The 25,094-nt window shown below is 67.8% G+C and carries 22 protein-coding genes; 11 read left to right on the top strand and 11 right to left on the bottom strand.

The window, feature by feature from the left end:
* The first annotated feature begins 26 nt into the window (after positions 1 to 26).
* From ASE48_RS24015 to ASE48_RS24035, 5 genes are all read left to right on the top strand, one after another.
* Positions 27 to 1,577, top strand: a complete 1,551-nt coding sequence (locus tag ASE48_RS24015) for an APC family permease (RefSeq protein WP_442928761.1) — start codon at positions 27 to 29, stop codon at positions 1,575 to 1,577.
* Positions 1,574 to 2,563, top strand: a complete 990-nt coding sequence (locus ASE48_RS24020) for a GNAT family N-acetyltransferase (RefSeq protein WP_057169657.1) — start codon at positions 1,574 to 1,576, stop codon at positions 2,561 to 2,563. Before ASE48_RS24015 ends, ASE48_RS24020 begins: the two co-directional genes overlap by 4 nt.
* Positions 2,560 to 3,780, top strand: coding sequence for an acyl-CoA dehydrogenase family protein (locus tag ASE48_RS24025; protein WP_057169658.1), 1,221 nt, complete (start codon positions 2,560 to 2,562; stop codon positions 3,778 to 3,780). The genes ASE48_RS24020 and ASE48_RS24025 overlap by 4 nt, the downstream gene beginning before the upstream one ends.
* 16 nt (positions 3,781 to 3,796) lie before the next feature.
* Positions 3,797 to 4,333, top strand: a complete 537-nt coding sequence (locus ASE48_RS24030) for a class I SAM-dependent methyltransferase (protein ID WP_057169659.1) — start codon at positions 3,797 to 3,799, stop codon at positions 4,331 to 4,333.
* Between the two features lie 62 nt (positions 4,334 to 4,395).
* Positions 4,396 to 5,790, top strand: a complete 1,395-nt coding sequence (locus ASE48_RS24035) for an HNH endonuclease signature motif containing protein (RefSeq protein ID WP_057169660.1) — start codon at positions 4,396 to 4,398, stop codon at positions 5,788 to 5,790.
* A gap of 30 nt (positions 5,791 to 5,820) precedes the next feature.
* Here ASE48_RS24035 and ASE48_RS24040 read toward each other — a convergent pair whose 3' ends face one another.
* The 9 genes from ASE48_RS24040 to ASE48_RS24080 all read right to left on the bottom strand — a co-directional run bounded on the left by ASE48_RS24040 (position 5,821) and on the right by ASE48_RS24080 (position 16,905).
* Positions 5,821 to 7,581, bottom strand: a complete 1,761-nt coding sequence (locus ASE48_RS24040) for an ABC transporter substrate-binding protein (RefSeq protein WP_235571503.1) — start codon at positions 7,579 to 7,581, stop codon at positions 5,821 to 5,823.
* 18 nt (positions 7,582 to 7,599) lie between these two features.
* On the bottom strand, positions 7,600 to 8,589 hold the full coding sequence (locus ASE48_RS24045; RefSeq protein ID WP_057169662.1) for an ABC transporter permease: 990 nt from the start codon (positions 8,587 to 8,589) through the stop codon (positions 7,600 to 7,602).
* A 1-nt stretch (position 8,590) separates the two neighbouring features.
* Positions 8,591 to 9,523 (bottom strand): ABC transporter permease, encoded by a 933-nt coding sequence (locus tag ASE48_RS24050; protein WP_057169663.1) that lies wholly within the window; start codon positions 9,521 to 9,523, stop codon positions 8,591 to 8,593.
* On the bottom strand, positions 9,520 to 11,142 hold the full coding sequence (locus tag ASE48_RS24055) for a dipeptide ABC transporter ATP-binding protein (protein ID WP_057169664.1): 1,623 nt from the start codon (positions 11,140 to 11,142) through the stop codon (positions 9,520 to 9,522). Before ASE48_RS24055 ends, ASE48_RS24050 begins: the two co-directional genes overlap by 4 nt.
* Before the next feature lie 81 nt (positions 11,143 to 11,223).
* Positions 11,224 to 12,450, bottom strand: coding sequence for a GNAT family N-acetyltransferase (locus tag ASE48_RS24060; protein WP_057169665.1), 1,227 nt, complete (start codon positions 12,448 to 12,450; stop codon positions 11,224 to 11,226).
* Entirely contained in the window at positions 12,447 to 13,832 is a 1,386-nt protein-coding gene (locus ASE48_RS24065) for an LLM class flavin-dependent oxidoreductase (RefSeq protein WP_057169666.1), read from the bottom strand. The genes ASE48_RS24060 and ASE48_RS24065 overlap by 4 nt, the downstream gene beginning before the upstream one ends.
* Positions 13,832 to 14,101: an ANTAR domain-containing protein gene (locus ASE48_RS24070; RefSeq protein ID WP_057169667.1), complete on the bottom strand. Its 270-nt coding sequence runs from the start codon at positions 14,099 to 14,101 to the stop codon at positions 13,832 to 13,834. Before ASE48_RS24070 ends, ASE48_RS24065 begins: the two co-directional genes overlap by 1 nt.
* Positions 14,102 to 14,171: 70 nt before the next feature.
* Positions 14,172 to 15,995 carry a family 2A encapsulin nanocompartment cargo protein cysteine desulfurase gene (locus ASE48_RS24075; RefSeq protein WP_057169668.1) on the bottom strand — a complete coding sequence of 608 codons (1,824 nt, stop codon included), beginning with the start codon at positions 15,993 to 15,995 and terminating at the stop codon, positions 14,172 to 14,174.
* Positions 15,982 to 16,905: a family 2A encapsulin nanocompartment shell protein gene (locus tag ASE48_RS24080; RefSeq protein WP_057169669.1), complete on the bottom strand. Its 924-nt coding sequence runs from the start codon at positions 16,903 to 16,905 to the stop codon at positions 15,982 to 15,984. The genes ASE48_RS24075 and ASE48_RS24080 overlap by 14 nt, the downstream gene beginning before the upstream one ends.
* A gap of 301 nt (positions 16,906 to 17,206) precedes the next feature.
* Here ASE48_RS24080 and ASE48_RS24085 point away from each other — a divergent pair, with 301 nt between their 5' ends.
* Positions 17,207 to 18,472, top strand: a complete 1,266-nt coding sequence (locus ASE48_RS24085) for a thioester domain-containing protein (RefSeq protein WP_057169670.1) — start codon at positions 17,207 to 17,209, stop codon at positions 18,470 to 18,472.
* Between the two features lie 9 nt (positions 18,473 to 18,481).
* On the opposite strand, the gene ASE48_RS24090 is transcribed toward ASE48_RS24085, so the two are convergent.
* Together ASE48_RS24090 and ASE48_RS24095 are read right to left on the bottom strand one after the other, a co-directional pair.
* Positions 18,482 to 20,470, bottom strand: a complete 1,989-nt coding sequence (locus ASE48_RS24090) for a glycoside hydrolase family 15 protein (RefSeq protein WP_057170008.1) — start codon at positions 20,468 to 20,470, stop codon at positions 18,482 to 18,484.
* Positions 20,471 to 20,524: 54 nt separating this feature from the next.
* Positions 20,525 to 21,733 carry an FAD-dependent oxidoreductase gene (locus ASE48_RS24095; protein ID WP_057169671.1) on the bottom strand — a complete coding sequence of 403 codons (1,209 nt, stop codon included), beginning with the start codon at positions 21,731 to 21,733 and terminating at the stop codon, positions 20,525 to 20,527.
* A 44-nt stretch (positions 21,734 to 21,777) separates the two neighbouring features.
* Between ASE48_RS24095 and ASE48_RS24100 the strand changes: the two genes are divergently transcribed.
* From ASE48_RS24100 to cysW, 5 genes are all read left to right on the top strand, one after another.
* A complete protein-coding gene (locus ASE48_RS24100; RefSeq protein WP_057169672.1) occupies positions 21,778 to 21,972 on the top strand; it encodes a hypothetical protein in 195 nt (64 codons plus the stop codon).
* Positions 21,973 to 22,131: 159 nt separating this feature from the next.
* Positions 22,132 to 22,224: an Ms4533A family Cys-rich leader peptide gene (locus tag ASE48_RS33885; RefSeq protein ID WP_369320892.1), complete on the top strand. Its 93-nt coding sequence runs from the start codon at positions 22,132 to 22,134 to the stop codon at positions 22,222 to 22,224.
* Positions 22,225 to 22,344: 120 nt separating this feature from the next.
* Positions 22,345 to 23,367 carry a sulfate ABC transporter substrate-binding protein gene (locus ASE48_RS24105; RefSeq protein WP_057169673.1) on the top strand — a complete coding sequence of 341 codons (1,023 nt, stop codon included), beginning with the start codon at positions 22,345 to 22,347 and terminating at the stop codon, positions 23,365 to 23,367.
* A gap of 32 nt (positions 23,368 to 23,399) precedes the next feature.
* A complete protein-coding gene (gene cysT, locus ASE48_RS24110; protein ID WP_057169674.1) occupies positions 23,400 to 24,272 on the top strand; it encodes a sulfate ABC transporter permease subunit CysT in 873 nt (290 codons plus the stop codon).
* Entirely contained in the window at positions 24,269 to 25,087 is an 819-nt protein-coding gene (gene cysW, locus ASE48_RS24115) for a sulfate ABC transporter permease subunit CysW (protein ID WP_057169675.1), read from the top strand. The genes cysT and cysW overlap by 4 nt, the downstream gene beginning before the upstream one ends.
* Positions 25,088 to 25,094: the final 7 nt, after the last annotated feature.

Below are 25,094 nucleotides of genomic sequence, written 5' to 3' on the forward strand. Positions count from 1 at the left end.
CATGATGCACAGGGCAGGAAGGCGGCATCATGGCCACACCGAATCGGGTCGAACTGGGGGGTCGACCGCTGTCCCAGATCGAAGACCACGGCCTCGAACGCGACGCACTCGGCTTCTGGGGTGTCTTCGCCCAGGGCCTGGCCGCTGCGGCGCCCAGCGTGGCCGTGGCCTCCGTGCCGTTCATGCTGTTCCTGGCCGCAGGCAAGGGCGCGGCGTGGGCGGTGATCATCGGCCTGGTCATCGTCATCCTGATCGCGACCACGATCAGCTTTCAGGCCAAACGCACGGTGTCCTCCGGCTCGCTGGGCACCTACACCGGCAATGGTCTCGGCCCGGGATTCGCCTATGCCGCCGGCTTCAGTCTGCTGGTCGGCTACATCGGTTTCGCCGTCACCGGCACCCTCGGCGGCGTCCTCTATCTGGATTCGTTCCTGCAATCCTTCGGACTGGGGTCGGAGGCCACCTGGTTCAAGCTGATTCTCGTGGTGCTCATCGTCGGGGTCGGGGTGTACCTGCCGTACCGCGGGGCCTCGCTGGCCGCGCGGTATGAACTGATCTTCGAGATCATCGCGGTGGCCACCATTCTCGTCATCGTGGTGGCGTCCTATGCCACCTACGGCTGGCGGATCGACTGGGAGCAGTGGGATCTCGGGCACCTCAGCACCAGCGCCACCTTCATCGCCGCAGTGTCGGCCGTCGGCTCCTACGCGGGATTCGAGAGTGTGGCATCCCTGGGCGCGGAAGCCAAGGACGCACACCGCACCATCGCCCGCTCACTGCTGCGGGTGGTGATCCTGCTCGGTGTGCTCTACATCGTCGCCACCTACCCGCAGGTGCTGTTCTTCGAGGGCATCAACGGTGACGAGGCGGTGCTGCCACAACTGGCCGACGCCACCAACGTGTCGTGGATCAATCACGTGATGAGCGGCGCCGTCGCGATCGCCTTCATCGTGTTCGTCACCGCGGTGACCACCGCTGCGGCCCGCTCGCTGTTCACCTTCGCCCACGAGGGCGCGCTGCCCAGCGCGTTCGCGAAAGTGCATCCCGCACACCGCACCCCGTGGGTCGGCATCGTGTTCATCGGGATATTGGCGTTCCTGTTCTCGGCGGTGGCCACCATCAGCTCGGCGGGCCGGCTGGTCTTCGAGGTCTACGGGGGCTACGTCGCCACCTGGGGCTTCTTGATCAGCTACCTGCTCGTGGTGATCGCCACCCCGATCTGGCTGCACAAGATACGGGCCCTGACCCCGCTGCGGCTGCTCGTGTCCGTGGCCGCGACCCTGGCCCTGGGTTACGTGATCTTCAGCAACTTCTACCCGGTGCCCGAGTTCCCGTTCAACATCCTGCCGTTCATCTTCGGCGGCATCCTGCTGGTCGGTCTGCTCTGGTACTGGTACCTGAAGTTCACCAACCCCGAGGTGGCCAAGCGGGTCGGCACCATCCAGACCCTGTCGGATGCCGAGCAGCAGCGTCTGGTCGATGAGGGCATCGTCGACGTGCTGGAGCATCGCGACGATACCCCCGACCCCGACGGTGACCCGGAGGCACGGCAGGACAAGGAACCGGTCGCGCCATGAGCGTGTCGGTCTCGGAGAAGACCTGGACGGTCCGGGCCGCCACCGCGGTCGACCACCCGCACATCGCGGACTTCCTGGCCACCACCGCGGGTATCGCGGGCCGCAAGTTCGCCGCGGACTCCCGCGATATCGCCGAACAACTCGACGGCGTGTTCCCCGGTGCGGTGCCGGTGGTCCGCGACGAGACGGGGCGCGTCCGCGGCTACGCGGTGCTGCACCAGCCGTACGGCCTGGAACCCGAGATCGGGGCCGAGTTCGTCTTCGCCCCGGCCACCCCCACGCCGCTGGTCGACAGGGTCGTCGCCGCCACCGTGGACCGGTTCCTGGCCGAATCCGCCGACATCCCGGGGGCGTACCTGCGGAGCTTCATCGGCACGGACCAGCAGCCGGCGATCGATGCGCTCGTGGCGCGCGGAGCCCGGCAGGAAGGACAGTTCATCCGGACCCGCAAGGATCTCGCCGGGGAGGACACCGATGCGCTGGATCGTGCCGAGATCGACGGGCTCACCCTGTTGAGCTGGCCGGAGGTGATCGAGCGGGACCTGCTCGAACAGGTGCGCCAACTGCAGTACGCCACCTTCCTCGAGCATTTCGGCAACATGTCCAAGACGCCGGAGATCTTCGCTCACCACATCGAAAGCCGGTCTTTCACCGCAGATTTCAGCAACGCCGCGGTGAACGATGACGGCCAGGTGGTGGGTTACGTGCTGGGCTCCACCTACACCCATCTCGACGGTGACCGCGAGGAACGCAGCGCCCACACCGACTACATCGGGGTGCGCAGGGACCAGCGCAAGCGCGGGATCGCGGAGTTCCTGCTGCGCAAGATCTGGCTGGCCGCGCTGCGTCGTGGCCTGAGCCTGGCGTCGCTGGGCACCGACATCCACAACCGCAGCAACGCCCACATCCTCTACGAACGGCTCGGCTACCAGGCCGTCGAGCACCAGTTCGCCTACCGCATCGATGCACCGACAGGAATCAGATGAGCACCGCCACAACCTATCTGAGCGCGCCCACCGCGGACCTCGAAGAACTGCGGGCGCACTTCGCGCCGGTGTTCGCCAAGATCGCCGAGGGCAACCTGGAACGCGAACGTGACCGCGTCTTCCCGCACGAGCAGGTGAAGTTGCTCAACGAGGCCGGCTTCGGCACCCTGCGGATCGCCACCGACCGCGGTGGCTGGGGCGCGTCGCTGCAACAGGTGTTCCTGCTGCTGGCCGATCTCGGCACCGCCGACGCGAACGTCGCCCACATCTGGCGCAACCACCTCGCTTTTGTCGAGGACCGGCTCAACGCCACGGTCTCGGAGGCCAACGACGCCTGGATCGCACGCTTCCTCGGCGGCCAGTTCGTCGGTGGAGGATGGACCGAGGCGAACAATGTCACGCTGGCCAACCTGGTCACCACCGTGCAGACCGACGGTGATCACTTCGCCGTCACCGGCGCCAAGTTCTACGCCACCGGCAGTCTCTACGCCGACTGGCTCGATGTGCTCGGCCGAGGCGATGACGGTGAGCTGCTGACCGCGCTGGTGCGCGCCGATGATCCCGGCGTCACGCTGCTGGACGACTGGGATGGCTTCGGGCAGCGCACGACCGCCAGCGGCACGGCCCGCTATGAGAACGCGCGCGCCGAACGCGGTGACGTGTTCCCGGCCGCCGAACGTTTTGCCTACCAGGGCCACTTCTATCAGACCGCGATGCTGTCGGTGCTGACCGGCATCACCCGGGCCGCGCTGCGCGACGGGTCGACGGCGCTGACCGGACGCAAGCGCAACTACCCGCAGGGGCTGGCCCAGGTGCCATCCGACGACGCCCAACTGCTCGCCGTCATCGGCGAGGTGTCCGCCGACGCGTTCGCCGCCGAGGCTGCACTGGCACAGGCCGGCGCGGCACTGGACCGGATCCACGGGGACGAGCAGAACGCGAAGCGGCGTCTGGTCGAGGCCGAGGTGGCCGTCACCCAGGCGCAGCTGGTCATCATCGCTGCCGCGCTGCGCGCCACCACCGCGGTCTTCGATGCGCTCGGCGCCTCCGGGGTGTCGGTGGAGCGCGGCCTGGACCGGCACTGGCGCAACGCGCGCACCCTGGCCTCGCACAACCCGCGGGTCTACAAGGCGCGCATCCTCGGCGACTACCTCATCAACGGCAAGGACCCGGTGTCCAACCTCGCCGCACTCGGCCGCGGCGGACAGGGCAACTAGTCCTAGGGTGGGTCCTGTGAGCGAGCAGGACCGCACCCGCTGGGACGCGGCGTACACCGACCGCGACGCCGCGCCCACACCGGGTCTGCCTGCGGTGTTCAGGGACCACGCGCATCTGTTCCCGCGCACCGGCACCGCACTGGAGATCGCCTGCGGCTCAGGCGCGGCAGCGGTGTGGCTGGCCCAGCGCGGCCTCGACGTGCAGGGCGTGGACGTCTCCACCGTCGCCATCGACCGGGCGCGTGCTCTGGCAGAACAGGCCGGTGTCACGGCGCGTTTCGAGGCCGTCGACCTCGACGATGGTCTGCCTCCCGGTGACCCGGTGAGTCTGCTGCTGTGCCACAAGTTTCGCGACGCTCGACTCGACGGGCAGATCATCGAGCGGCTCGCGCCCGGCGGGCTGCTGGCCATCTGTGTGCTCAGCGAGGTCGGCGCCGCACCTGGGCGGTTCCGTGCCACCCCCGGGGAACTGCGCACCGCGTTTTCGACGCTCGACGAGACCGCGGCTGGGGAGGGCGACGGCCAGGCCTGGTTGCTCGCCCGGCGTCGCTGACCGCGGGCGCCGGGCGGTCGACACAAAATAATGTGTCGGACCCGCCTGGCATAGTCGAACACATGTTCGAGATCCTGTGTGTCGCCTCCCACCTTGATGCCACCCGCGATCAACTACGGGCCGAACGTCAGGCCGTTGCGCTCAAGGTGATCGAGGCCGGCAAGTTTGCACAGGCCAGGATGGCCGAGCTGGGCCACAGCTTCGAGGATCTCATCGTCGATGACTGGGAGTTGGTCGCCGCCGAGCTGGGTGCCGAACTCGGGATCAGCCGCGGCCGGGCCTGCACGCTGATCACCCAGGGCCGCGACCTGCTCACCCGGCTGCCGGCCTTCGCCGCGGTCTTCGCCACCGGCGCGGTGGATCTGCGGGTGTTGCGGGTCATCCTGCATCGCACGGCGCTGATCACCGATGACGACGTCATGTCGGTCATCGATGCGCAATTGGCCGAGGCGGCGCCCTCGTGGAATGCGTTGTCCGATGAGCGGATCGCTGAGCTGGTCGACTGGATGGTCGTCGACGTGGACCCCGAGGCCGTACGGCGGGCACGGCAGGCGCGGCAGCAGCGTGGGATCACTGTCGAACCGGTCGGCGACGGCATGGTCGAGATTCACGGCCGCGTCGATGCCGCCAAGGGTACGGTCTTCGACCAGGGCTTGGATGCCTTGGCGCGCACGGTGTGCCCGGATGACCCGCGGTCGTTTCAGGAGCGCCGCGCCGATGCCGTCGAGCCGCTGAGCCTCGGCGCGAAGAGCATCCCGTGCCTCTGCGGACGCGAGGATTGCCCGGCCGCAGACAACGAGGTGTCCAAGGGACACATCGTGATCCATGTGCTCGCCGAACAGGCAACGGTGACCGGCGCATCGCCGAAGGCGGCGCTGATCCCCGGGTACGGCGTCGTGCACGCCGAGCAGATCCAGGAGATGGTCCCGCACGCCGAGGTGCGGCCCGTGCCCATCGCGGCCGATCTCGGCATCGAGGGCGGCTACCAACCCTCGCGCAAGCTCGCCGACTTCATCGGGTGCCGTGATCTGACGTGTCGCTGGCCCGGTTGCAACGTCCCCGTCGGACGATGCGATATCGACCACACCGTGCCGTGGCCCTACGGGCCGACGCATCCGTCAAACACGAAGCTGTATTGCCGAATTCACCACCTGATCAAGACTTTCCACTGTGGTCCTGGCGGCTGGACCGATCAGCAGCATCCCGACGGGACCATCACGATCACCGCTCCCAATGGTCGTGTGTACACCACCATGCCCGACGGCGCCCTGTTCTTCCCGCAGTTCGCGGTGCGCACGGCGGAACTGGGGCCGACCACCATGCCGAGGCCGGGCCCGCATCGCGAACTCGCCGCACCGAAACGCTCCCGCACCCGAGCGCAGAACCGCGCCTACCGAATAGCCCACGAGAGGGCGCTCAACCGTGCGTACCAGGAGGCCGACCCCCCGCCTTTCTAGGTGGCGCGGGATCGGCTCGACGGAGCGGAGCTACCCGGTGACCGCGATATTGGTGATATCGCCGCTGTTGCCGAGTGACTGCCAGGTCCAGTTGACCACCCGATCGGAGGTGGGCACCGATTTCACCCGCTCGATCAGCGGGAACCAGGCCAGGTCTTCGGTGGCGATCCGGTTGGCCTGCTGCCAATCCGCCTTCGGGTCTTCGGCGGCGAACGCCCGCGTCACTGCGGCATTGAGTTCGGGGTTGTCGTAGGTCACCCCGTTCCAGGTGCCACCCGGCGCGAACTCCGAATCCAGCCAGCCGCCCAACGTCATCCGGGCGCTATTGCCCTGCCAGTCCGGGGTCCAGTTGGTGATCGCCAGATCCCACTGATCCAGTTTGGACTTGTCGGCAAGGAATGAGCTGAACGCGCCCCAGCCGTCACCCGGGATGGGTGTCAGTTTGACGTCGATACCTGCCCGCTTCGCCGCGGCCTGCACCGACGTGGCGATCTTCTCGAACTCGGGGGTCGTCCGGTAGGCCACGTTCACGGTCAGATTCGGCTTCCCGGCCTCGGCGAGCAAGGCCTTCGCCTTTTCCGGATCACCCTTGTCTTCGGGTGTGGGATAAAGGTTCTCGTCGTTGTAGCCCACGATCGTGGAGGTCAGGATCTCGTTGCTGGGAATCGCGGCGTCGGGGCCACCCAACCCGCGCACCACGTCGGCACGGTTCAGCGCGTAGTTGAAAGCCTGGCGCACCTTGAGATCCTTGAACGCCTCCTGGGCGGGCGTCTTGGGTTCGGCCGGGTTGTTCCAGCTGACGAAGATCGCCGAGCCGCTGGCCGATTTGTGCAGGTGATCGGGATCGGTCTGCTTGTACTGTGCGATCACATTGGCCGGGTAGGCGCGGACGTACAGCGCGATGTCGGCAGTGCCGGTCTGCAGCTGCTGGGAGGCGGCGTCGGGGGAGGCCACCGTGGTGTCGAAGACGATCTTGTCGGCGTACGCCTTTCGAGGATCACCCTCGGCGTTGTAGCCGGGAACCTTGGCCAGCGTCAGTTGCTTGCCCGGGTCGTAGGACTCGATGAAGTAGGGGCCGCTGGAGACGTAGTTCTTGCGGAACTCCAGGCTGTCGGCGTAGTACTTCGACACCACCTCCTCGGGCAGTGGGGTGACGAAGTTCAGCGTCAGGATGTCCAGGATGTCGCTGGCCGGCTGGGTGAGGGTGAGCTGTAACGTCTTGGCGTCCAGTGCCTTCAGCCCACTGATCTCGTGGGTGTCGATGAAGTTCTTGACCGCCCCGAGATCCCCGGTGGGCACCTTGGCGAACTCGTCGGAGTATTCGGTGAAGCCGTCGAACAGCGCGTTGTAATAGGTGATGGCGCTCACCTGTGCGTTGGGGTCCGGGAAACGCTTCACCGCGTAGACGAAGTCCTGTGCGGTGATGGGCCGGGTGCTGGCCCCGGAGAAGTTGATGTCGTCACGCAGGTGGAAGGTGTAGGTCTTGCGGTCCGGGCTGATATCCCAGCTCTCGGCGAGGTCGGGCACCACCTCGGTGTCGGCGCCGATGCTCTCCTTGTTGCCGGCGTAGGTGACCAGCTGGCGGGTGGTGGCCCGGATCACCTGCCAGGATTCCGCGGAGTACGCGATCAGCGGATCGAGTGCGTCGACATCGCCCACCGAGGCGACCTTCAGTGTCCCGCCGGTCAATTGGGCCGGGTCGGTCGGGGTCTGCTGTTCGGCGCCGGTGCCGCAGCCGGCGACCGCCAGCATGGCGGCCGCCGCTACGGCGACGATGGACCGTTTGGACATTCTCACGGTGACGCTCCTCTACTTGCCGCTGCGGGCGTGGGTGATGATGTCGACGACCGAGGTGGCGACGACGAAGATGACCGCGCCCAGCAGGGTGCAGCCGATGACCACGGGGGCGTCGCCGCTGTTGGCGGCACTGACGGCCAGCCGTCCGACACCGTCAAGGCCGAAGATCTGTTCGGTGATGATCGCACCGCCGAGGATCGAGGCGAATTCGATGGCCCCGAGGGTGAGAATCGGATTCAGCGCCGCCGACAGCGCATGATCGAAGTACACCCCTTGTGGGCCGACCCCTTTCGCGCGTGCCGTGCGGATGTAGTCCTTGCCGGCGACCTCCAGGACCGAGGCGCGTACCACGCGCTGGAACAGGCCGACCTGGGCGATCACCAGCGTCAGCCACGGCAGCAGGAGGTGGCGCGCCCATTCCGTCGGCGATGTCGTGAGTGCCACGTAGCCGCCGCTGGGGAAGAACTTCACCCCGGCCAGGGACAGCTGGTAGTAGCAGACGAACAGCAGGATGACGCCGGTGACGAAGGTCGGCACCGACAGGAACAGATAGGAGATCCCGGAGGTGACGGTGTCGAACCAGCCGCCGGGGCGTCGCGCGGCGTACACGCCGAACAGCACCGACAACGCGACCCAGGCCACCAGTGCGCCGACCGCCAGGCTGACCGTGACGGGCAGCTTCTCCAGGATCAGCCCGGTGACCGGACGCTGCTCGCGGTACGAATAGCCCAGGCTCGGCGGCCAATTCAACAGACCGCTCGCGGTGCCTTTGATGTCCGGGCCGCGCACGACGTAGTGCCACAGCTGTATATACCAGGGGTCGTCGAGGTGCAGGCTGCGGGTGATCGCGTCGACGGTCTCCTGGGTGGCGTTCTCGGGCGCCAGCATGCGGCCCGGATTCTGGTAGGCGATCTTGGTGAGCCCGAAGGTGATCAGCACGACCGCGAACACGGTCAGGCTCATCCGGGACAGCCGCCAGGCGATGAAGCGGGTCTGGGTCATGTCAGCCGACCGACCCCGGATCGAAGCGGCTGCGCAGCCGGGTGCTCAGCACGTTGAAGCCGAGGACGGTGATGAACAGCGCGGTGGCGGGGGCAATGAGCATCAGTGGCTGCGGCTGGTACAGCGCGGAATCCTGCGCGTTGGCAATCATCGTGCCCCAGCTGGGTGTCGGCGCCTTGATGCCGACCCCGAGATAGGACAGCGACGCCTCGGCGATGATGTTGATCGGCAGTTGCACGGCCCAGTAGATGATGACCGTCGGCGCGATATTGGGCAGGATCTCCCGGACGATCACCCTGGTGTGCGAGCTGCCGGCCCCGACGGCCGCCAGCACAAAGGGTTTGGACTTGATCTCGATCACCGAATTGCGCACCAGGCGGGCGAAATACGTCCAGGAGAACAGTGCCACGACGCCGATCACCACGAAGACGGGATCGATCAGCGTGCTGCCCGCGGTGCCCCGGTTCAGGGTGACCACGCTCAGCGCGGTCACCAGGAACGGGAACGCCAGGGCGATATTGGTGACCTCCGAGAGCACGGCGTCGATGCGGCCGCCGAAGTAGCCGCCGATCAGACCGACGAGGACGCCGACCAGCATGGCGATGGTGGTCGCCGGGATCCCGATACCCAGTGAGACCCGGGCACCGTAGAGGGTCCGGATGAAGACATCGCGGCCGCTGCCGTCGGCGCCCAGCAGGAAACCGTTCCCCCCGGTGATGGGCAGCCCTGCCGCGTCGAGGGTTTCGTCGGGGAACTGGTCGTTGGGTCCGTGCCCGACCAGGGCGGCGATCACCGGTGCGGCCAGCGCGGCCAGCACCACGAAGGCGACCAGCGCCGAACCGGCGACCAGGCCGGGATCGGCGAAGAAGGATCGCAGCCGGCCACGGGCGGGCGGGGGCGGCCCGGCGGCGGGCCGCATCAACAGCTGACTCATGAGGCGTGCGCCTGCACCCGGGGTACCGCGTCCAGCAGCGTGCGGGTGTATGCCGATTGTGGTGCGGTGAAAACGTCTGCGGTGTCACCGGTTTCCTCGACACCGTCGGGGCCCAGCACGATGACGCGCTCGGCGATCGAGGACACCACCCCCAGGTCGTGGGTGATGAACAGGAACGCGGTCTGGTGCTCGCCGACGAGGCGACCGATGAGTTCGATGATCTCGGCCTGGGTGGTGACATCCAGGGAAGACAGCGCCTCGTCGGCCACGATCAATTGCGGGGACAGCACCAGCGCGCGGGCGATGGCCACCCGTTGGCGTTGTCCGCCGGAGAGTTCGGCGGGATGACGGTCCATCAGGATGCCGGGCAGCCGGGCGGCATCGGCCGCTTCGGCGACCTTCGGGCCGATCTGTGCACGGTCCACCCCCTGGGCGAGCAGCGGCTCGGCCAGCGATCGCGCCACGGTACGGCGGGGGTTGAGGCTGGAGTACGGGTCCTGGAACACCAGTTGCACCGCGCGGCGGGTGGCCCTGTCCAGTGGCGGTACCCCGTCGTGTACCCCGGTGGGGTAGCGGGCACCGGCCAGCGTGATGTCGCCGGCGTCGGCGTACTGCAGGCCGGCCACGATCCGGCCCACCGTCGACTTGCCGGAGCCGGATTCGCCGACCAGACCGACGATCTCGCCGCGGCCGATGGTGAAGTCCAACTGGTCGATGACGGTCCGGCGCTCTGCGCGCGTGCGGTCCCGGTAGGACTTGCGCAGCCCGGTCACCTGTAACAACGGCGCGCGCTCCACGGTCGACCGTCGCGCGACCGTGGTGACGTCATGCAACCGGGACGCCGCCAACAGTTCGCGGGTGTAGTCCTCCCGCGGGGAGTGAAAGATCCGGTCCCGTGGGCCCTGCTCGACGACCCTGCCGTCGCGCACCACGGCGACAGTGTCCGCGATCTGGTGCACGACACCGAGATCGTGGCTGACGAACACGATGGCGGTGCCATGATCGCGCTGCAGACGGCTGAGCAGACGCAGGATGCCGGCCTGCACACTGACATCGAGTGCGGTGGTGGGCTCATCGGCGATGATCAGCGCGGGGTTGAGCGCGATCGCGATGGCGATCATCACCCGCTGGCGCATCCCGCCGGAGAATTCGGCCGGGTAGCTGCCGTGCGCGGCCTCTGGGTCGGCGATGCCGACTTCGTCGAGCAACTCGATGACCCGGCGGCGACGGGCCCGCCGGTCACCGTAGCGGTGGATGCGCAGCACTTCGTCGATCTGTGCGCCGATGGTCTTGAACGGATGCAGATTGCTCTGCGGATCCTGGAAGACGAAACCGATGTCCTTGCCCAGTGTGCGTCGCAGATCCCGCGGGCTCAACGCCAGCAGGTCGCGGTCCCGGAAGCGCACCGCGCCCGAAACATCGGCATCCGGGCCGAGCAACCGGGTGGCCGCGAGCAGCGAGACGCTCTTGCCGGAGCCGGATTCCCCGACGATGGCCAGTGTCTGCCCGTCCTCGACGGTGAAGCTGAAGGACTCGACGGCCCGCACGGCTCGCCGGCCGGTGGCCCGGTTTCCGGTGTGCAGGGTGACGGCGAGTTCAGTGATCTCAAACAGAGCCATCGCGCACCATCATGGGAACCATGATCGGCCAACCAGCCTGCGCGGCCACCGGTTTGGCTCAGCCGGAAGTTATTCTCCGACTCAGAAATAAATGCCGGAATGCGGTGCCTGCGCCACCGCGAACAGCTCATCGGCGGCCGCGAGCGCCGCCGCGTTGCGCACCCGCACCAGGCCGGCCAACGCCAGATCCCTCCAGCGGGTGCCGCCCAGCAGTGCAGCCCCCAGCGCCGCGACATCCGCCTCCAGATCGGCGGGGGCAGTGGTGATCTCGGCCCCCTCCGCAGAGATCAGGTAGGTCGCGGTGTTCCGGGTCAGCACCGGGTCCTCGATGCGCACGGTGACGGTGCCGGTCCCGGCGTAGCTGCGATTGCCCAGGGCGGCGGCCACATCGATCACCCGCAGCCAGGTCTCGTCCCGCAGGCCGGTGACCTGAGCCGCCCGGCGGTCGTGCAGCAGCCACGGCAGCGGGTCGTCGACCGGGGCGAGGCTGAACACCAGGCGGTCCACCAGATCGAGATCGAGCAGGAAACGCAACAGTCCCAGGTAGGCCTCTTCGGAGGGGGCGAAGAGATCATCGACGACGACGGTGCGCTGGTCGCTGACGAACCAGGCGTCCGTGTCGACCGGGTGGTAGCGCACGAATCCGGTCTCGTCCCCGGCAGGTCCGTGCACCGCAACGTATCTGGCGGCCGGGCTCGCCTCGGCCCGCAGCTGCTGGTTCAGCCACCAGGCGGCATTGCGGTCGATCGTGCCGGCGCGATTGCCACGGTTGGCCGCATAGATCCGCGGTAGCACATCCCATTCCCGACCCGGGTCGATGAGCCGCACCGGGCCACCCGGCGCAACACCGGGACGCAGGCCCGCCCGGTCGGTGCGGACCTCGATGGTGGCCGTGCTACTGGCCACCGCGTAGCCGAATCGCTCGTAGATGGTGGCTTCGGACGCCCGAAGTGAGGCCACCACCTCACCGCGGTCGGCGATATCGCGCAGCTGGTGGCGCAGCAGTTCGCGGGCGATCCCGCGGCGGGTGTAGGAGGGCAGCACCCCGACGTGGGTGACCGCGGCATGACTGACCTTCGCCCCGCCGGGCAGGGTGAGGGTGCTGGTGGTGGAATCGGAGGTGGCGGCCAGCCGGCCGTCGACGAAGACGCCGAGGGTGCGGCCGGGCTCCAGGAGCTTGCCGATCAGGCCACGCTGCTGTTCGTTCAGCGGCGGGAAGCCGATCATCGCGGTGCGGAAGATATTGCCCGCCTCGATGAGTTCGTCATCGGTGGTCAGTACCCGGATGTCAGGTGTCTCGCCGCTCACCGGCGCGACCGTACCTCGAGTGCGTCGCGGTACCGGGCGGCCGGGTGGTCGTCGCGCACCCGGGTGTGCCCGTACAGGCGTTCGCGCAGAGTGGCATGCCCGGTCGGTCTGGGTCGCAACCGGCCGCGCCGGTCCAACTCGGGGACAACGAGTTCGGCGAAGTCCCGGTAGCTGTCCGGGTTGACGATGTGGATGAGATTGATGCCGTCGGTACCGGTGTCGGCGAGCCAGGTCTCGAGCTCGTCGGTCACGGCGCCCGGGGTGCCCACCAGCGTGTGGGACCGGCCGAAGCCGGTTTCGGGCGCCAGGGCCTGGCGCAGTGTCCAGTTCCGGTCGGCGCCGGCGAACATGCTCAGCAGCGAGCGGTTCGAGTCGGTGTGATGGTGGCCGATCGGGCTATCCAGGTCCTGGCCGGAGAAATCCACCCCGGTGCTGGCCGAGTAGTGGGCCAGCGCACCCTCGACGCTGAAATAGCGCTGATAGTCGGCGAGTTTGGCCCGCGCGCCGGCCTCGGTGTCGTCCACCACCACCGACAGCGCGCTGACGAATTTCAGTGAACCGGGGTCGCGGCCCTGCTCGGCGGCCAGCGATCTGATGGTGTCCACGTTGCGTCGAATGCCGGGTGCATCGGCCCCGGCGACGAACACCGTCTCGGCGTGCCGGGCGGCGAACAGCTGCCCGCGCGGGGAACCGCCGGCCTGGAAGAGCACCGGGGTGCGCTGCGGACTCGGCTCGGACAGATGGGCGTCGGGGACAGTGAAAAACCGTCCGTGATGCCCTATTCCGTGCACCTTGGCCGGGTCGGTGTAGACGTCGCGGGCGTGGTCCCGCACGACGGCGTCGTCCTCCCAGGAGCCCTCCCACAGCTTGTAGGTGACATCGAGGAACTCGTCGGCGCGCTCGTAGCGTTCGTCGTGCGGGATCTGGCGGTCCAAGCCCAGGTTTCGCGCGGCGCTCTCCAGCTGCGAGGTCACCACGTTCCACGCGACCCGGCCCCGGGTCAGGTGATCCAGCGTGCTGAACTTGCGGGCCAGCAGATAGGGATGCTCGTAGGTGGTGGACACGGTGATCCCGAATCCCAGGTGCGATGTGCTCGCCGCCATGGCCGACACCAGCAGCAGCGGGTCGCTCACCGGCGACTGGGTGCCGGTGCGCAGCGAGGCGTCGGCGTTGCCGCCGTGGGTGTCCAGCAGCACGAGGGCATCGGCGATGAACAGGGTGTCGAACCGGCCGTCGTCGAGGATGCGGGCGAGTTCGGTCCAGTATTCGATGGTGTTGTAGCGATGCGTCTGATCCCGGGGGTGCCGCCACAGTCCGTAGTTCACGTGCGAGACGGCATCCATCGAGAATGCGTTGAGCACGACCGGTTCGGGTGCCGCCATCAGGATGCGGCGGGGACGGACACCGCGCGACGGCGGCCGATCAGGTCTCCCCATGCGGCGAAAGCCTCGTCATGGCCGCCCGAGGACGCGCCGCGGGCCAGCGCCGCCAGTCCGGTGGCGATCCCGCCGATGCCGATTCCGGTGTGGTTGACCACCTCGACGAGTTCCTCGAACGCCGCCTGCTCCGAGCAGCCACGCAACCCGACCAGAATGCCGACGGCGACGTCGATCTCCCGACGCGATGTGTGTTCTCCGGCGCGATAACTCATGCCGCCAATGGTGCGCGCCACCGGTCTGCCCGCCGATACTTTGGCGCGAGCAGACGCAAATGGCCAGCGGTCAGGCAGAGCCCTCCGCGATGCGGCGGACCGCGTCGATGAACACGTCGATCTCGTCGAACGTGTTGTAGAACGCGAACGACGGCCGCACCGTGGCCTCCAAGCCCAGACGGCGCAGGATCGGCTGGGCGCAGTGATGCCCGGCCCGCACCGCGATGCCCTCGGCGTTGAGTGCCTTGCCGACCTCCAGGGGTTCGTGGCCGGCCAGCACGAAGGACAGCACGCTGGCCTTCTCCTCGGCGGTCCCGACGAGCCGGACCCCGGGAATGGCGGCCAACCGCGGCGTGGCGTACTCCAGCAGGGCGTGCTCGTGGGCGGCGATGCGTTCGATCCCGATCTTCTCCACGTACCGAATCGCCTCACCCAGCCCGACGGCGTCGGCGATGTTGCCGGTGCCGGCCTCGAACTTGTTCGGGATGCCTTGGTAGATGGCACGATCCAGCGTGACGTCGGCGATCATGTTGCCGCCGCCCTGCCATGGTGGGGTCTCCTCGAGTGCGTCCTCGGTGCCGTAGAGCACGCCGATCCCGGTGGGCCCGAAGATCTTGTGCCCGGAGAACACGAAGAAGTCCGCCCCGAGCGACTGCACATCGATCGGGATGTGCGGTATCGACTGGGCGCCGTCGATGAGCACCCGGGCGCCGTAGCGGTGCCCGAGTTCGACGATCTTCTCCACCGGTGTGACCGTGCCCAGCGCATTGGAGACCTGCGTGGCGGCGACCAGCTTCGTCCTGGGCCCGAGCAGTTTCTCGAACTCGCCCAGCAGCAGGTTGCCGGCGTCGTCGACCGGGGCCACCTTCAGCACCGCTCCGGTGCGCTGCGAAAGCAGTTGCCAGGGAACGATGTTGGCGTGGTGCTCCAGGTGAGTGATGACGATCTCGTCGCCGGGGCCCAGATGCTTGCCACCCCACGAGTACGCCACCAGGTTGATCGCCTCGGTGGTGCCGCGCACGAAGATGATCTGCTCGGTCTTCGGTGCGCCGATGAACCGGCGCACCGCTTCGCGGGCGTCCTCGTACGCGTCGGTGGCCCGCGCCGCCAGCTCGTGCGCCGCCCGATGGATGTTCGAATTCTCGTGCGCATAGAAGTACGCCAGCCGGTCGATGACGGCCTGCGGTTTCTGGGTGGTCGCCGCGTTGTCGAACCAGATCAGCGGTTTGCCATTGACGGTTTCGCGCAGGATCGGGAAGTCGGCGCGGATGGCGTCGACATCGAAGATCTCGTGGTCATCGCGCAGCTTCGGCACGGGCGGGGAAGCATTCTCCGGGCCGGACAGGAAGTAGTAACTGTCGGCGTCCTGCGACGCGGGCGCGGCACCCGTCCACCCCAGATGCGGCACATCGGGCACGGTTCCCGGCCAGGTGGGTGCCGACCCATGCGGCGACGGGGGAGCGGACGGCGGAGCCGCCAACACACCCGGTGCTGTCGGCACGAGCCCCTTCGGGACCGCGAACGCCTCCAGGCCACCGAACGGCGACACCGGACTCGCGGCGTTCCCGCGCGGCGCGACGGGAGCGACGCCCGGCGGAATGCCCTCGGGCCCAGGCGAAGTCGGTGCCGGAATGTTGACCTCCGGTACCGACACGAATTGGGCCGGGGTGCCCGGATGGGCGGCGCCCGCGGCGGTGGAACCCGCGGAGGTCGCCGTGGTGACGTCCGGGGCCACGCCGCGCGGGGCCACCTGGGTGGTCGCCGGCGGGCTGTCCGGACCGGGCCGGATGCTCGTCGCGAACAGCTGGGAGGCCAGCGCCGACAGTTCGGCTTCGCTTATCGGCAGGTCACTTTCGGCATCCAGCGAGCGGTACTCGTGCTCACTTGTACTCATGGAAGTGGTCCACTCCGACGTCCTCGAGGACCGCCAGCGCATCGTCGGTCAGCACGGCCAGCGACGAATACAGCGTGACCAGGTAGGACGCGATGGCCGACCGGTTGATGCCGGTGAACCGCACCGACAGACCCGGCGCCTGCTCGCCGACCAGGCCGGGCTGGAACAGGCCGACCACGCCCTGGCGCTCCTCGCCGGTACGGACCAGGATGAACTTCGTCTTGCCGTCGACCACCGGCACCTTGTCCGAGGGCACGATCGGGATGCCACGCCAGGTGATGAACTGGGCGCCGAACAGGCTGACCACTGGCGGCGGCACACCGCGCCGGGTCGCTTCCCGGCCGAACGCGGCCACCCCGAGCGGGTTGGTCAGAAAGAAGGCCGGCGTCTTCCACACCTTGGTGATCAGCGAATCGAGATCGTCGGGGGTGGGGGTGCCGCCGAGGGTCTGGATGGTCTGCTCCGGGGTGACCTGCGAGAGCAGGCCGTACTCCGGGTTGTTCACCAGCTCGGATTCCTGGCGTTCCTTGATCGTTTCGATGGTCAGCCGCAGCTGCTGGGCAACCTGGTCGTGCGGGCTGGAGTAGAGGTCCGAGACCCGGGTGTGCACATCGAGCAGGGTGGAGATGGACCGCAGCGTGTACTCGCGCGGGCTCGTCTCGTAGTCGACGTAGGTCTCGGGCAGCGGGTCGTCGGTGCCTGCGCCCTCATCCGCATGGATCGCCACCCGGTCGGGGTTGACGACCCGGTTCACCCGGTAGATACCGGCCTCGACGGGCACCCAGCTGAGCAGGTGCAGGAGGAAGCGCGGGGTGATGGTGGAGAGCTGGGGAACGGTCTTCGTGGCGTTGGCGAGTTGCCGTGCAGCGGCATCGCCAAGCGCCTGAGATTCGTTCTGGGCAGACGTCATGGTGCTACCTCCGACGGGTTTCTGTTGTGTGGTGCGGCGGCCACGATACGGCCTGAAAACGATCGGCACAGCCTTAGCGCGCACCGCGAACCGAAAGCGCTCGGGCTGGTGTTTCGGCGGACTTGACGTATGGTGGCCGCATGGCTCACGACGGATCTCAGCGCGCCGCATTCGCGCGCTGCCTCGTGATGCATTGTTGTTGTTGTTGATTTTCTGACGCCGGCCCTCTGCGTTTCTGCCCGCCCTTCTCTGGCGGTGTGCGGAATACGCGCTGCTCACAGCCTTCAGAAAGCCAATTGCAATGCCTGCTCTTGCTCTGCACACCCCCGCCCGCACCCCGGTCACGGTTCGCCGCTCGGTGCGCCGCACTGCCGACATCCCCCGGATGACGAGGTACCGCGGCGGTACCTACTCGTCGACGGTGGACACCGTGGTGTTCGCCGATGGCAGCACCGCCCGCACCGATCTCATCCGCCTCAACCCGAATATCGACGCATATTCGCTGGACTTCGCGGGCGTGGCGCCGACCCGGCCGTCGCGGTACCGGCCGGCCAACTGGTCCGCGGTGCCCAATGCGTCGGCCCGTGCGTACGAGGCGGAGGTGGACTGGATCATCCGTAATTCGTTCCCGACGCTGGGCACCGCCGAGTTGAGCCGCCGGGTGCGCGCCGCCGGGCATCTGAGCGGGCAGGCGCACCTTGCCGACCATGAGGCGATCGCCGCCACCCAGGCCGCCATCTGGCATTTCACCAACGGTCTGGAGTTGGACAACCGCCCACTCGACGTTCCGGTGTCCACCGTCGCAGCGCCGGGCAGCATCACCTTCGAATTCGACGGTGAGCCCCAAATAGCCAGCTATACAGTGCAATTGGGTGCCGAGACGGCCGTCTCGCTGGTGTTACAGAAGTCGGTGGACGGCGTGCGGTGGCGCGATGTCGCGGCCTCGGGTCTCAATGTGCCCGCCGGTCGGGGTCGCCACCGGCGCAGCCTCGGCTACGGCACCACCACGTCGGAGGCCCGGCCCGGCCGGGCGCAGCGCGGCTACCGTTTCTATCGCCTGCAGTTGGGTTCCGAGGCGTGCCTCGGAACGGGCGTCGACATCGACGAGGTGACGTTCACGCTGCACGGGGCTCGTCGCTACCGCAACGCCGAGCGGGTCGTCGCGTTGTATGACCACCTGGTCGCCGGCGCGCGCGCGGCGCGCCGGCTGACCGTGGTGCCACGGCTGACCGCCGACCGCGCCGTCGTCGACACCGCGGGCATCGCCGGTCCGTTCGGATTCCACGCCACCGATGCCGCCGTGCTGACCGCATCCGCCGGAACGATCGTCGACGCCGACGGTGCGCCGATCACCGGGCCGGTGACTCCCGGCAGCGACATCTATCTGCGCGGGCAGCTGCCGGGCACGCCCATGACGATCACCGCGAGCATTCCCGCCGCCGGTGACGGCTTCGGCGGGCGGGTCATCACCGGCGTGGCCCATGACGATGAGCGGCTGACGCCGGTCGCACTGGCCACGCCCGCACCGACCGTCATCGACTTCGAGATCACGCTCGCGGCGCGCTGATCCGACCTGTCAGGCCGGCGCGTTCGCGGGCTGGAAGACGCCGGTGCTGTCGGCCTCTTCCTCGGCGCGAATGACGTGCACCACCGCGTTGATCAGCGCCAGGTGGGTGAACGCCTGCGGGAAGTTGCCCAGGTGGCGTCCGGTGCGGGGCTCGATCTCCTCGGCGTAGAGGTGCAGCGGGCTGGCGAACGACAGCAGCCGCTCGCACAACCGTTTGGCCCGGCTGACCTCACCGATCTCGACCAGCGCGGACACCAGCCAGAACGAACAGATGGTGAAGGTGCCCTCCTCGCCGGACAGGCCGTCATCGGTCTCGTCGGTCCGGTAGCGCAGCACCAGCCCGTCCTCGGTGAGTTCCTCGGCGATGGCCAGCACGGTGGCCCGGATGCGCGGATCGTCCGACGGCAGGAACCGGGTGAGCACCGCGAGCAGCAGGGACGCATCGAGTGCGTCGTCGCCGTAGCGCTGGGTCAACACGCCGCGGGCGTCCACGCCGTGGGCCAGGATGTCGGCCTGGATCTCCTCGGCGATCTTGCCCCACTGCTGGGCGTAGCTCTTCTCACCCTGCAGCTCGGCCAGTTTGGCCCCGCGGTCCAGCGCCACCCAGCACATGATCTTGCTGGAGGTGAAGTGCTGCGGTTCGCCGCGCACCTCCCAGATGCCGCGGTCGGGTTCGCGCCAGTGCTTGATGGCCTCCTCGACCTGGTTCTTCAGGATCGGCCACAACGCCTCGGGCATCTGCTCACGCGACTTGGCATGCAGGTACACCGAATCCAGCATGGTGCCCCAGATGTCGTGCTGCATCTGGTTGTACGCGCCGTTGCCGATCCGTACCGGCCGGGCGTTGTCATAGCCGGACAGGTGGTGCAGTTCCTCTTCGACCAGGCTGCGTTCCCCACCCACGCCGTACATCACCTGCAGCGGGTGCCGATCGCCGTTGGTGGCCCCGGACACGTCGGCGATGAACGAGAAGAAATCGTCGGCCTCACGGTCCAGCCCGAGCGTGTACAGACCCCACAGCGCGAAGGTGGAATCCCGTATCCACGAATAGCGGTAGTCCCAGTTGCGTTCTCCCTGAGGGGTTTCCGGCAGCGACGTGCTGCTGGCCGCCAGCAGGGCGCCGGTCGGGGAGTACACCAGGCCCTTCAGCGTCAGCGCGCTGCGCTGCAGGTAGGCCCGCCACGGATGGTCGGGGAAGTCGCCGATGTTGATCCACTGCCGCCACGACTCACTGGTTTTCCACATCTTGTCCGCGGCCTCTTCGAAGTTCTGCGGCGCAGGGTGTTTGGACCAGCTGAGAGCGACGAATACCTTGTCGCCCTCGGTGAGCCGGGTGCGGGCGCGGGCCTCGTGGCCCTCCAGGCCGATGCGCAGGTTGGTGGTCAGCCGCAGCGTCGGATTGGCCTCGGGATCCTTCCTGGCGCGCGCGATCGCCTCCCCGTAGGCCGAGGAGGAGTACTCCCAGGTGGCCGGACTGCGGCCGTAGTCGAAGTTCGGCTCGCAGCTCATCACCAACTCGACGGTGCCGCTGACGCAGCGCACGGTGCGCAGCAGGATGTGTTCGGCATCCCAGTCGGTGGGGGTGCGGCGGTGGGTGCGTGAGCGCGTCTCGGTGTCGTGCCAGGGACCCATCACCAGCGCGTCCCGCACGATCATCCAGCCGGTATGGGTCTGCCAGGTGGTCTCCATGATGAGGCTGCCGGGCAGGTAACGCCGCGCCGAGGGCACCGAGACGCCGTACGGGCTCAACTTGAAGTGACCGGCGCCACGGTCCAAGATGGCGCCGAAGACGCTGGGCGAATCGGGGCGCGGCACGCACATCCATTCCACTGCTCCCGCCGACGAGACCAGGCAGGTGTTCTCGCAGTCGGACAGGAACGCGTAATCCGCAATGGGCGGGAACGGGTTTCGCAGGGCTCCGGACGGGGCGTAGGCGATGGGAGCCGATGCCGTGAACGGCGTCGGCGTCGGATCGTGCTTGGTGTGTTCCAGAACCATGTCGCCCATCATGGGTGCAGAATCCGCCGCCGTCTAGTCGCCGGGACCCCGGTGTCAGCGCCGGGCGAACGCCGGTATGTGCTCCGGTAACGGGCCGATCGCCACGCCGTAGCCGATGATCCTGCGCAGCAGCGGAACCCGGCCGACCACACGCACGGCGGCCGGTGCCTGCACCGGGGCGCCCTCGGTGACTGCGACGGCGATCACCCGGTTGTGCACGGTCTTCTGCGCGGCCTGCACCAGCGCGGTGGGCAGCCACCTGCGGATCTGCACGCGCCGCAGCTGGCCCGTCGTCACCGCACCGGAACGCAACGGGGCGGCGAGCAGGCGAGCGGCCGCCACGGCGTCGGCGACCGCCAGATTGATGCCCACCCCACCGACCGGTGACATCGCGTGTGCGGCGTCACCGATGAACAACAACCCGTCGGCGTACCAGCGCCTCAACCGATTCAACTGCACATCAAGCAGTTTCACGTCATCGAAGGAGGTGACCGAGTCGATCCGGTCGGCGATCCAGGGCACCACCGCGGTGACCCGCCGGTGCAGTGACTCGATACCCTCGGAGCGCAGCCGCTGATCGGATCCCTTCGGGATGACGAACGCGCACTGGTAATAGTCGCCGCGGTCGATCATGGCCACCACGTGGCCGGCCCCCATCGCGCCGGCAAGGCCTGCCGGGTCGGCTTCGGTGCGCGGCACCCGGAACCACCACACATCCATCGGTGCGCCAAAACTCCTGGGCACCAATCCCATTGTCGATCTCAGTGTCGAATCCCGGCCGTCGCAGGCCACCGTCAGCGGGGCATGGAGCTCGCGTTCGGTGCCGTGCTCATCGCGGTAGCGCACGCCGCACACCCGGCCGGACTGGCGCAGCGGCCCGAGCACCTCGCTGTGGCGCAGCAGCGTGAAGGTCGGCTCCTGTTGCGCCGCTCGGGCGAGCAACTCCAGGAAATCCCATTGCGGCACCAGCGCTATGTGTTGGTGTGCGCCGGGCAGGTGGCGCAGGTCGACCTCGACCGGGACTCCCTGCACCGAGAGGCGCAGCGATTCGATCAGCCGGTGCGGTAGCGCGGCGAAGCGATCACCGAGCCCGAGTTCGTCGAGCAGGCGCAGAGTGCTGGCGTGCACGGTGTCGCCGCGGAAATCGCGCAGGAAATCGGCATGCTTTTCCATCACGGTGACGTCCACTCCGGCCCTGGCCAGCAGCAGGCCCAGCATCATCCCGGCCGGCCCGCCGCCGACGATCACGCATCCGGTGGACATGACTACATGGTGGCACCGAATACGGCCGCACTACTGTGGTTCTCGTGGGTGGATTCCTGAGCTGGTGGGACGGCGTCGAGCTGTGGCTGTCCGGGCTCGGTTTCGTTGCCCAAACCGCCATCGTGATGCCGGTCGTGCTGGTGTTGGCCTATGGGATCGCCGTGGTCCTGGACGGCGCGCTCGGAAACGGCATCCGGCTGCTACGCCGGGCGCTGCACAAGAACGAGGAGCCTTTGTGAACCAGATGCCGCGGTCGCGGGTGACGCTGGCGCTGGTCGCCCTGCTGGTCCTGGTGGTCATCATGTGGCTGCTGGCGCGCTGAGTTCGTCGACACCGCGACAGCCCGGACCATGTGCCCCCATCAGGCAGTCTTCGTCAATTCTGGTACTCTTCCGGCCATGCACGCAGCGACCGGCAACAAGAGCGGCCATATCTTGGCCCTCATTGCCGTGGGTTTTTCCGCTGTTGCTGATGTCTGTTGTTGTCGCTGACACCACACCCGTCTGCGGTTTGGCGTTGGTAGCGGCACGTGATTGCGTCGCGCACTGATCCATCACCCTTCCGTATGCACGGGCAGCCCCGCCCCGTATCCCGCCCCGGAAAGGTTCTCAATGCGCAACATCCTCACCTCCACCAAACGCTGGAGCGCGCTCACCGCTCTTGCGCTGTCCACCACGCTCGTCGCAGCGTGTGGCGGCGGTGCCAGCGATGTCGCCGGTGAGGGGAACTCTGCCGACGCCGACACCACGCTGACCCTGGTGGCCTACGCGGTGCCGGAACCGGGCTGGTCGAAGGTCGGACCGGTGTTCGCCGGTACCGAAGAGGGCAAGGGCGTCGGTGTCACCGCGTCCTATGGCGCGTCGGGCGATCAGTCCCGCGGCGTGGAGTCCGGTAAGCCCGCCGATGTCGTCAACTTCTCCGTCGAACCCGACATCACCCGCCTGGTGAAGGCCGGACTGGTCGACGAGGACTGGAACTCCGGTGTCCAGAAGGGCGTGCCGTTCGGGTCTGTGGTCAGCCTGGCCGTCCGCGAGGGCAACCCCAAGAACATCCGCGACTGGGATGACCTGCTCAAGCCCGGCGTGGAGGTCATCACGCCCAGCCCGCTGAGCTCGGGCTCGGCGAAGTGGAACCTGCTGGCGCCGTACGCGGCCAAGAGCAACGGCGGCCAGGATCACGCCGCCGGTATCGCGTTCGTGCAGGAACTGGTCAGCCAGCACGTCAAGCTGCGTCCCGGTTCGGGCCGCGAGGCCACCGACGTCTTCCGGCAGGGCACCGGCGATGTGCTGCTCGCCTATGAGAACGAGGCACTGCACTACGACCTGGAGTACGTGACGCCACCGCAGACCTTCAAGATCGAGAACCCGGTCGCCGTCGTCAACACCAGCAAGCACCTGGACAAGGCCACCGAGTTCGTGAACTTCCAGTACACCCCGGAGGCGCAGAAGGTGTGGGCCGAGGCCGGTTTCCGGCCCGTCGATCCCACGGTCGCCGCCGAGTTCGCCGACAAGTTCCCGGCACCGGAGAAGCTGTGGACCATCGCAGATCTCGGTGGCTGGTCCAAGGTCGACGGCCAGCTGTTCGACAAGGAGAACGGCGAGGTCACCAAGATCTACAAGCAGGCCACCGGTTAGACGACGACAGCGAGAAGCGAAGCGGATCGCGCATGACGGTTAGCACCAACCCCGAGGCGAGTCGCCCGGAGCTTTCTCCTGGCGACCCGTCTGCGCGGCGGCGGTTACCGCGGCGGGCCAACGCAGCCACCCTGCAGGTCGGGGTGGCCGTGTTGTGGCTCTCGCTGATCGTGCTGCTGCCCCTGGCTGCCATCGTGCTGACCTCGGCCGAGGGCGGCTGGAGCGCGTTCTGGTCGGCGGTGAGCTCGCCGTCGGCGCTCGCGTCGTTCCGGGTGACGCTGACCATCTCGATCGGCGTCACGGTGGTCAACGTGATCTTCGGACTGCTGATCGCCTGGGTCCTGGTCCGCGACGACTTCCCGCTCAAACGCGTGGTGGACGCCATCATCGATCTGCCGTTCGCGCTGCCCACCATCGTGGCCAGCCTGGTGCTGCTCTCGCTGTACGGACCCGGCAGCCCGGTGGGCATCCACATCCAGCACACCTCGTGGGGTGTGGCGCTGGCACTGGCCTTCGTGACGCTGCCGTTCGTGGTCCGCGCCGTGCAGCCGGTGCTGCTGGAACTCGACCGCGAGGTCGAGGAGGCGGCGGCCTCGCTGGGCGCCAACAGCGCGACGATCTTCCTGAAGGTCATCCTGCCCGCGCTCGCCCCGTCACTGCTGTCGGGTGCGGGGCTGGCGTTCTCCCGGGCGATCGGAGAGTTCGGTTCCATCGTGCTGATCGGCGGGGCCATTCCCGGCGAGACCGAGGTGTCCTCGCAGTGGATCCGGACCCTCATCGAGAACGATGACCGGGTCGGTGCGGCGGCCATCTCGATCGTGCTGCTGCTGATCTCGTTCGTGGTGCTGTTCGTCCTGCGGTACTTCGGTGCGCGGGCGGCCAAACGGGAGGAGTCGGCCCGATGACGCTGTCCCGTTCCACCCGGCTGATCCTGCGGGTCATCGCATCGCTGTACATCTTCGCGCTGCTGGTCGTCCCGTTGGGCGCGATCCTGTGGCGCGCACTCGCGCCCGGGCTGGGGGAGTTCGTTGCCTCCATCTCCACACCCGCTGCGCAGTCCGCCCTGTCGCTGTCGCTGCTGGTGGTGGCCATCGTGGTGCCGCTGAACGTCATCTTCGGTGTGCCGACGGCCATCGTGCTGGCCCGGCGGAAGTTCCGCGGCAAGAACGCGTTACAGGCCGCGATCGATCTGCCCTTCGCGGTGTCGCCGGTGGTCATCGGTGTCGCGCTCATCGTGCTGTGGGGCAGTGCCGGACTGTTCGGCTTCGTGGAGAACAGCTGGGGCTTCAAGATCATCTTCGGCTTCCCGGGCATCGTGCTGGCCAGCCTGTTCGTCACGATCCCGTTCGTCATCCGGGAAGTCGAGCCGGTGCTGCACGAGGTGGGTACCGACCAGGAGGAAGCGGCGGCCACCCTGGGCGCCAACTGGTGGCAGACCTTCTGGCGGATCACCTTGCCGTCGATCCGGTGGGGCCTCACCTACGGGGTGGTGCTCACGGTTGCGCGCACGCTCGGCGAGTTCGGTGCGGTGTTGATGGTGTCGTCCAACCTGCCCGGCCAGTCGCAGACGCTGACCCTGCTGGTGCACGACCGCTACACCCTGGGTAACCCGTACGGGGCCTACACCATCTCGGTGGTGCTGATGGCGGTGGCGCTCATCGTGCTGGTGGCCCAGATTTTGTTTGACGCCCAGCGTTCGCGTGTCAAGACTGAGGACTGAAGGAGAT

It is taken from the genome of Mycobacterium sp. Root265, from assembly GCF_001428895.1.
Classification (GTDB): Bacteria; Actinomycetota; Actinomycetes; order Mycobacteriales; family Mycobacteriaceae; genus Mycobacterium.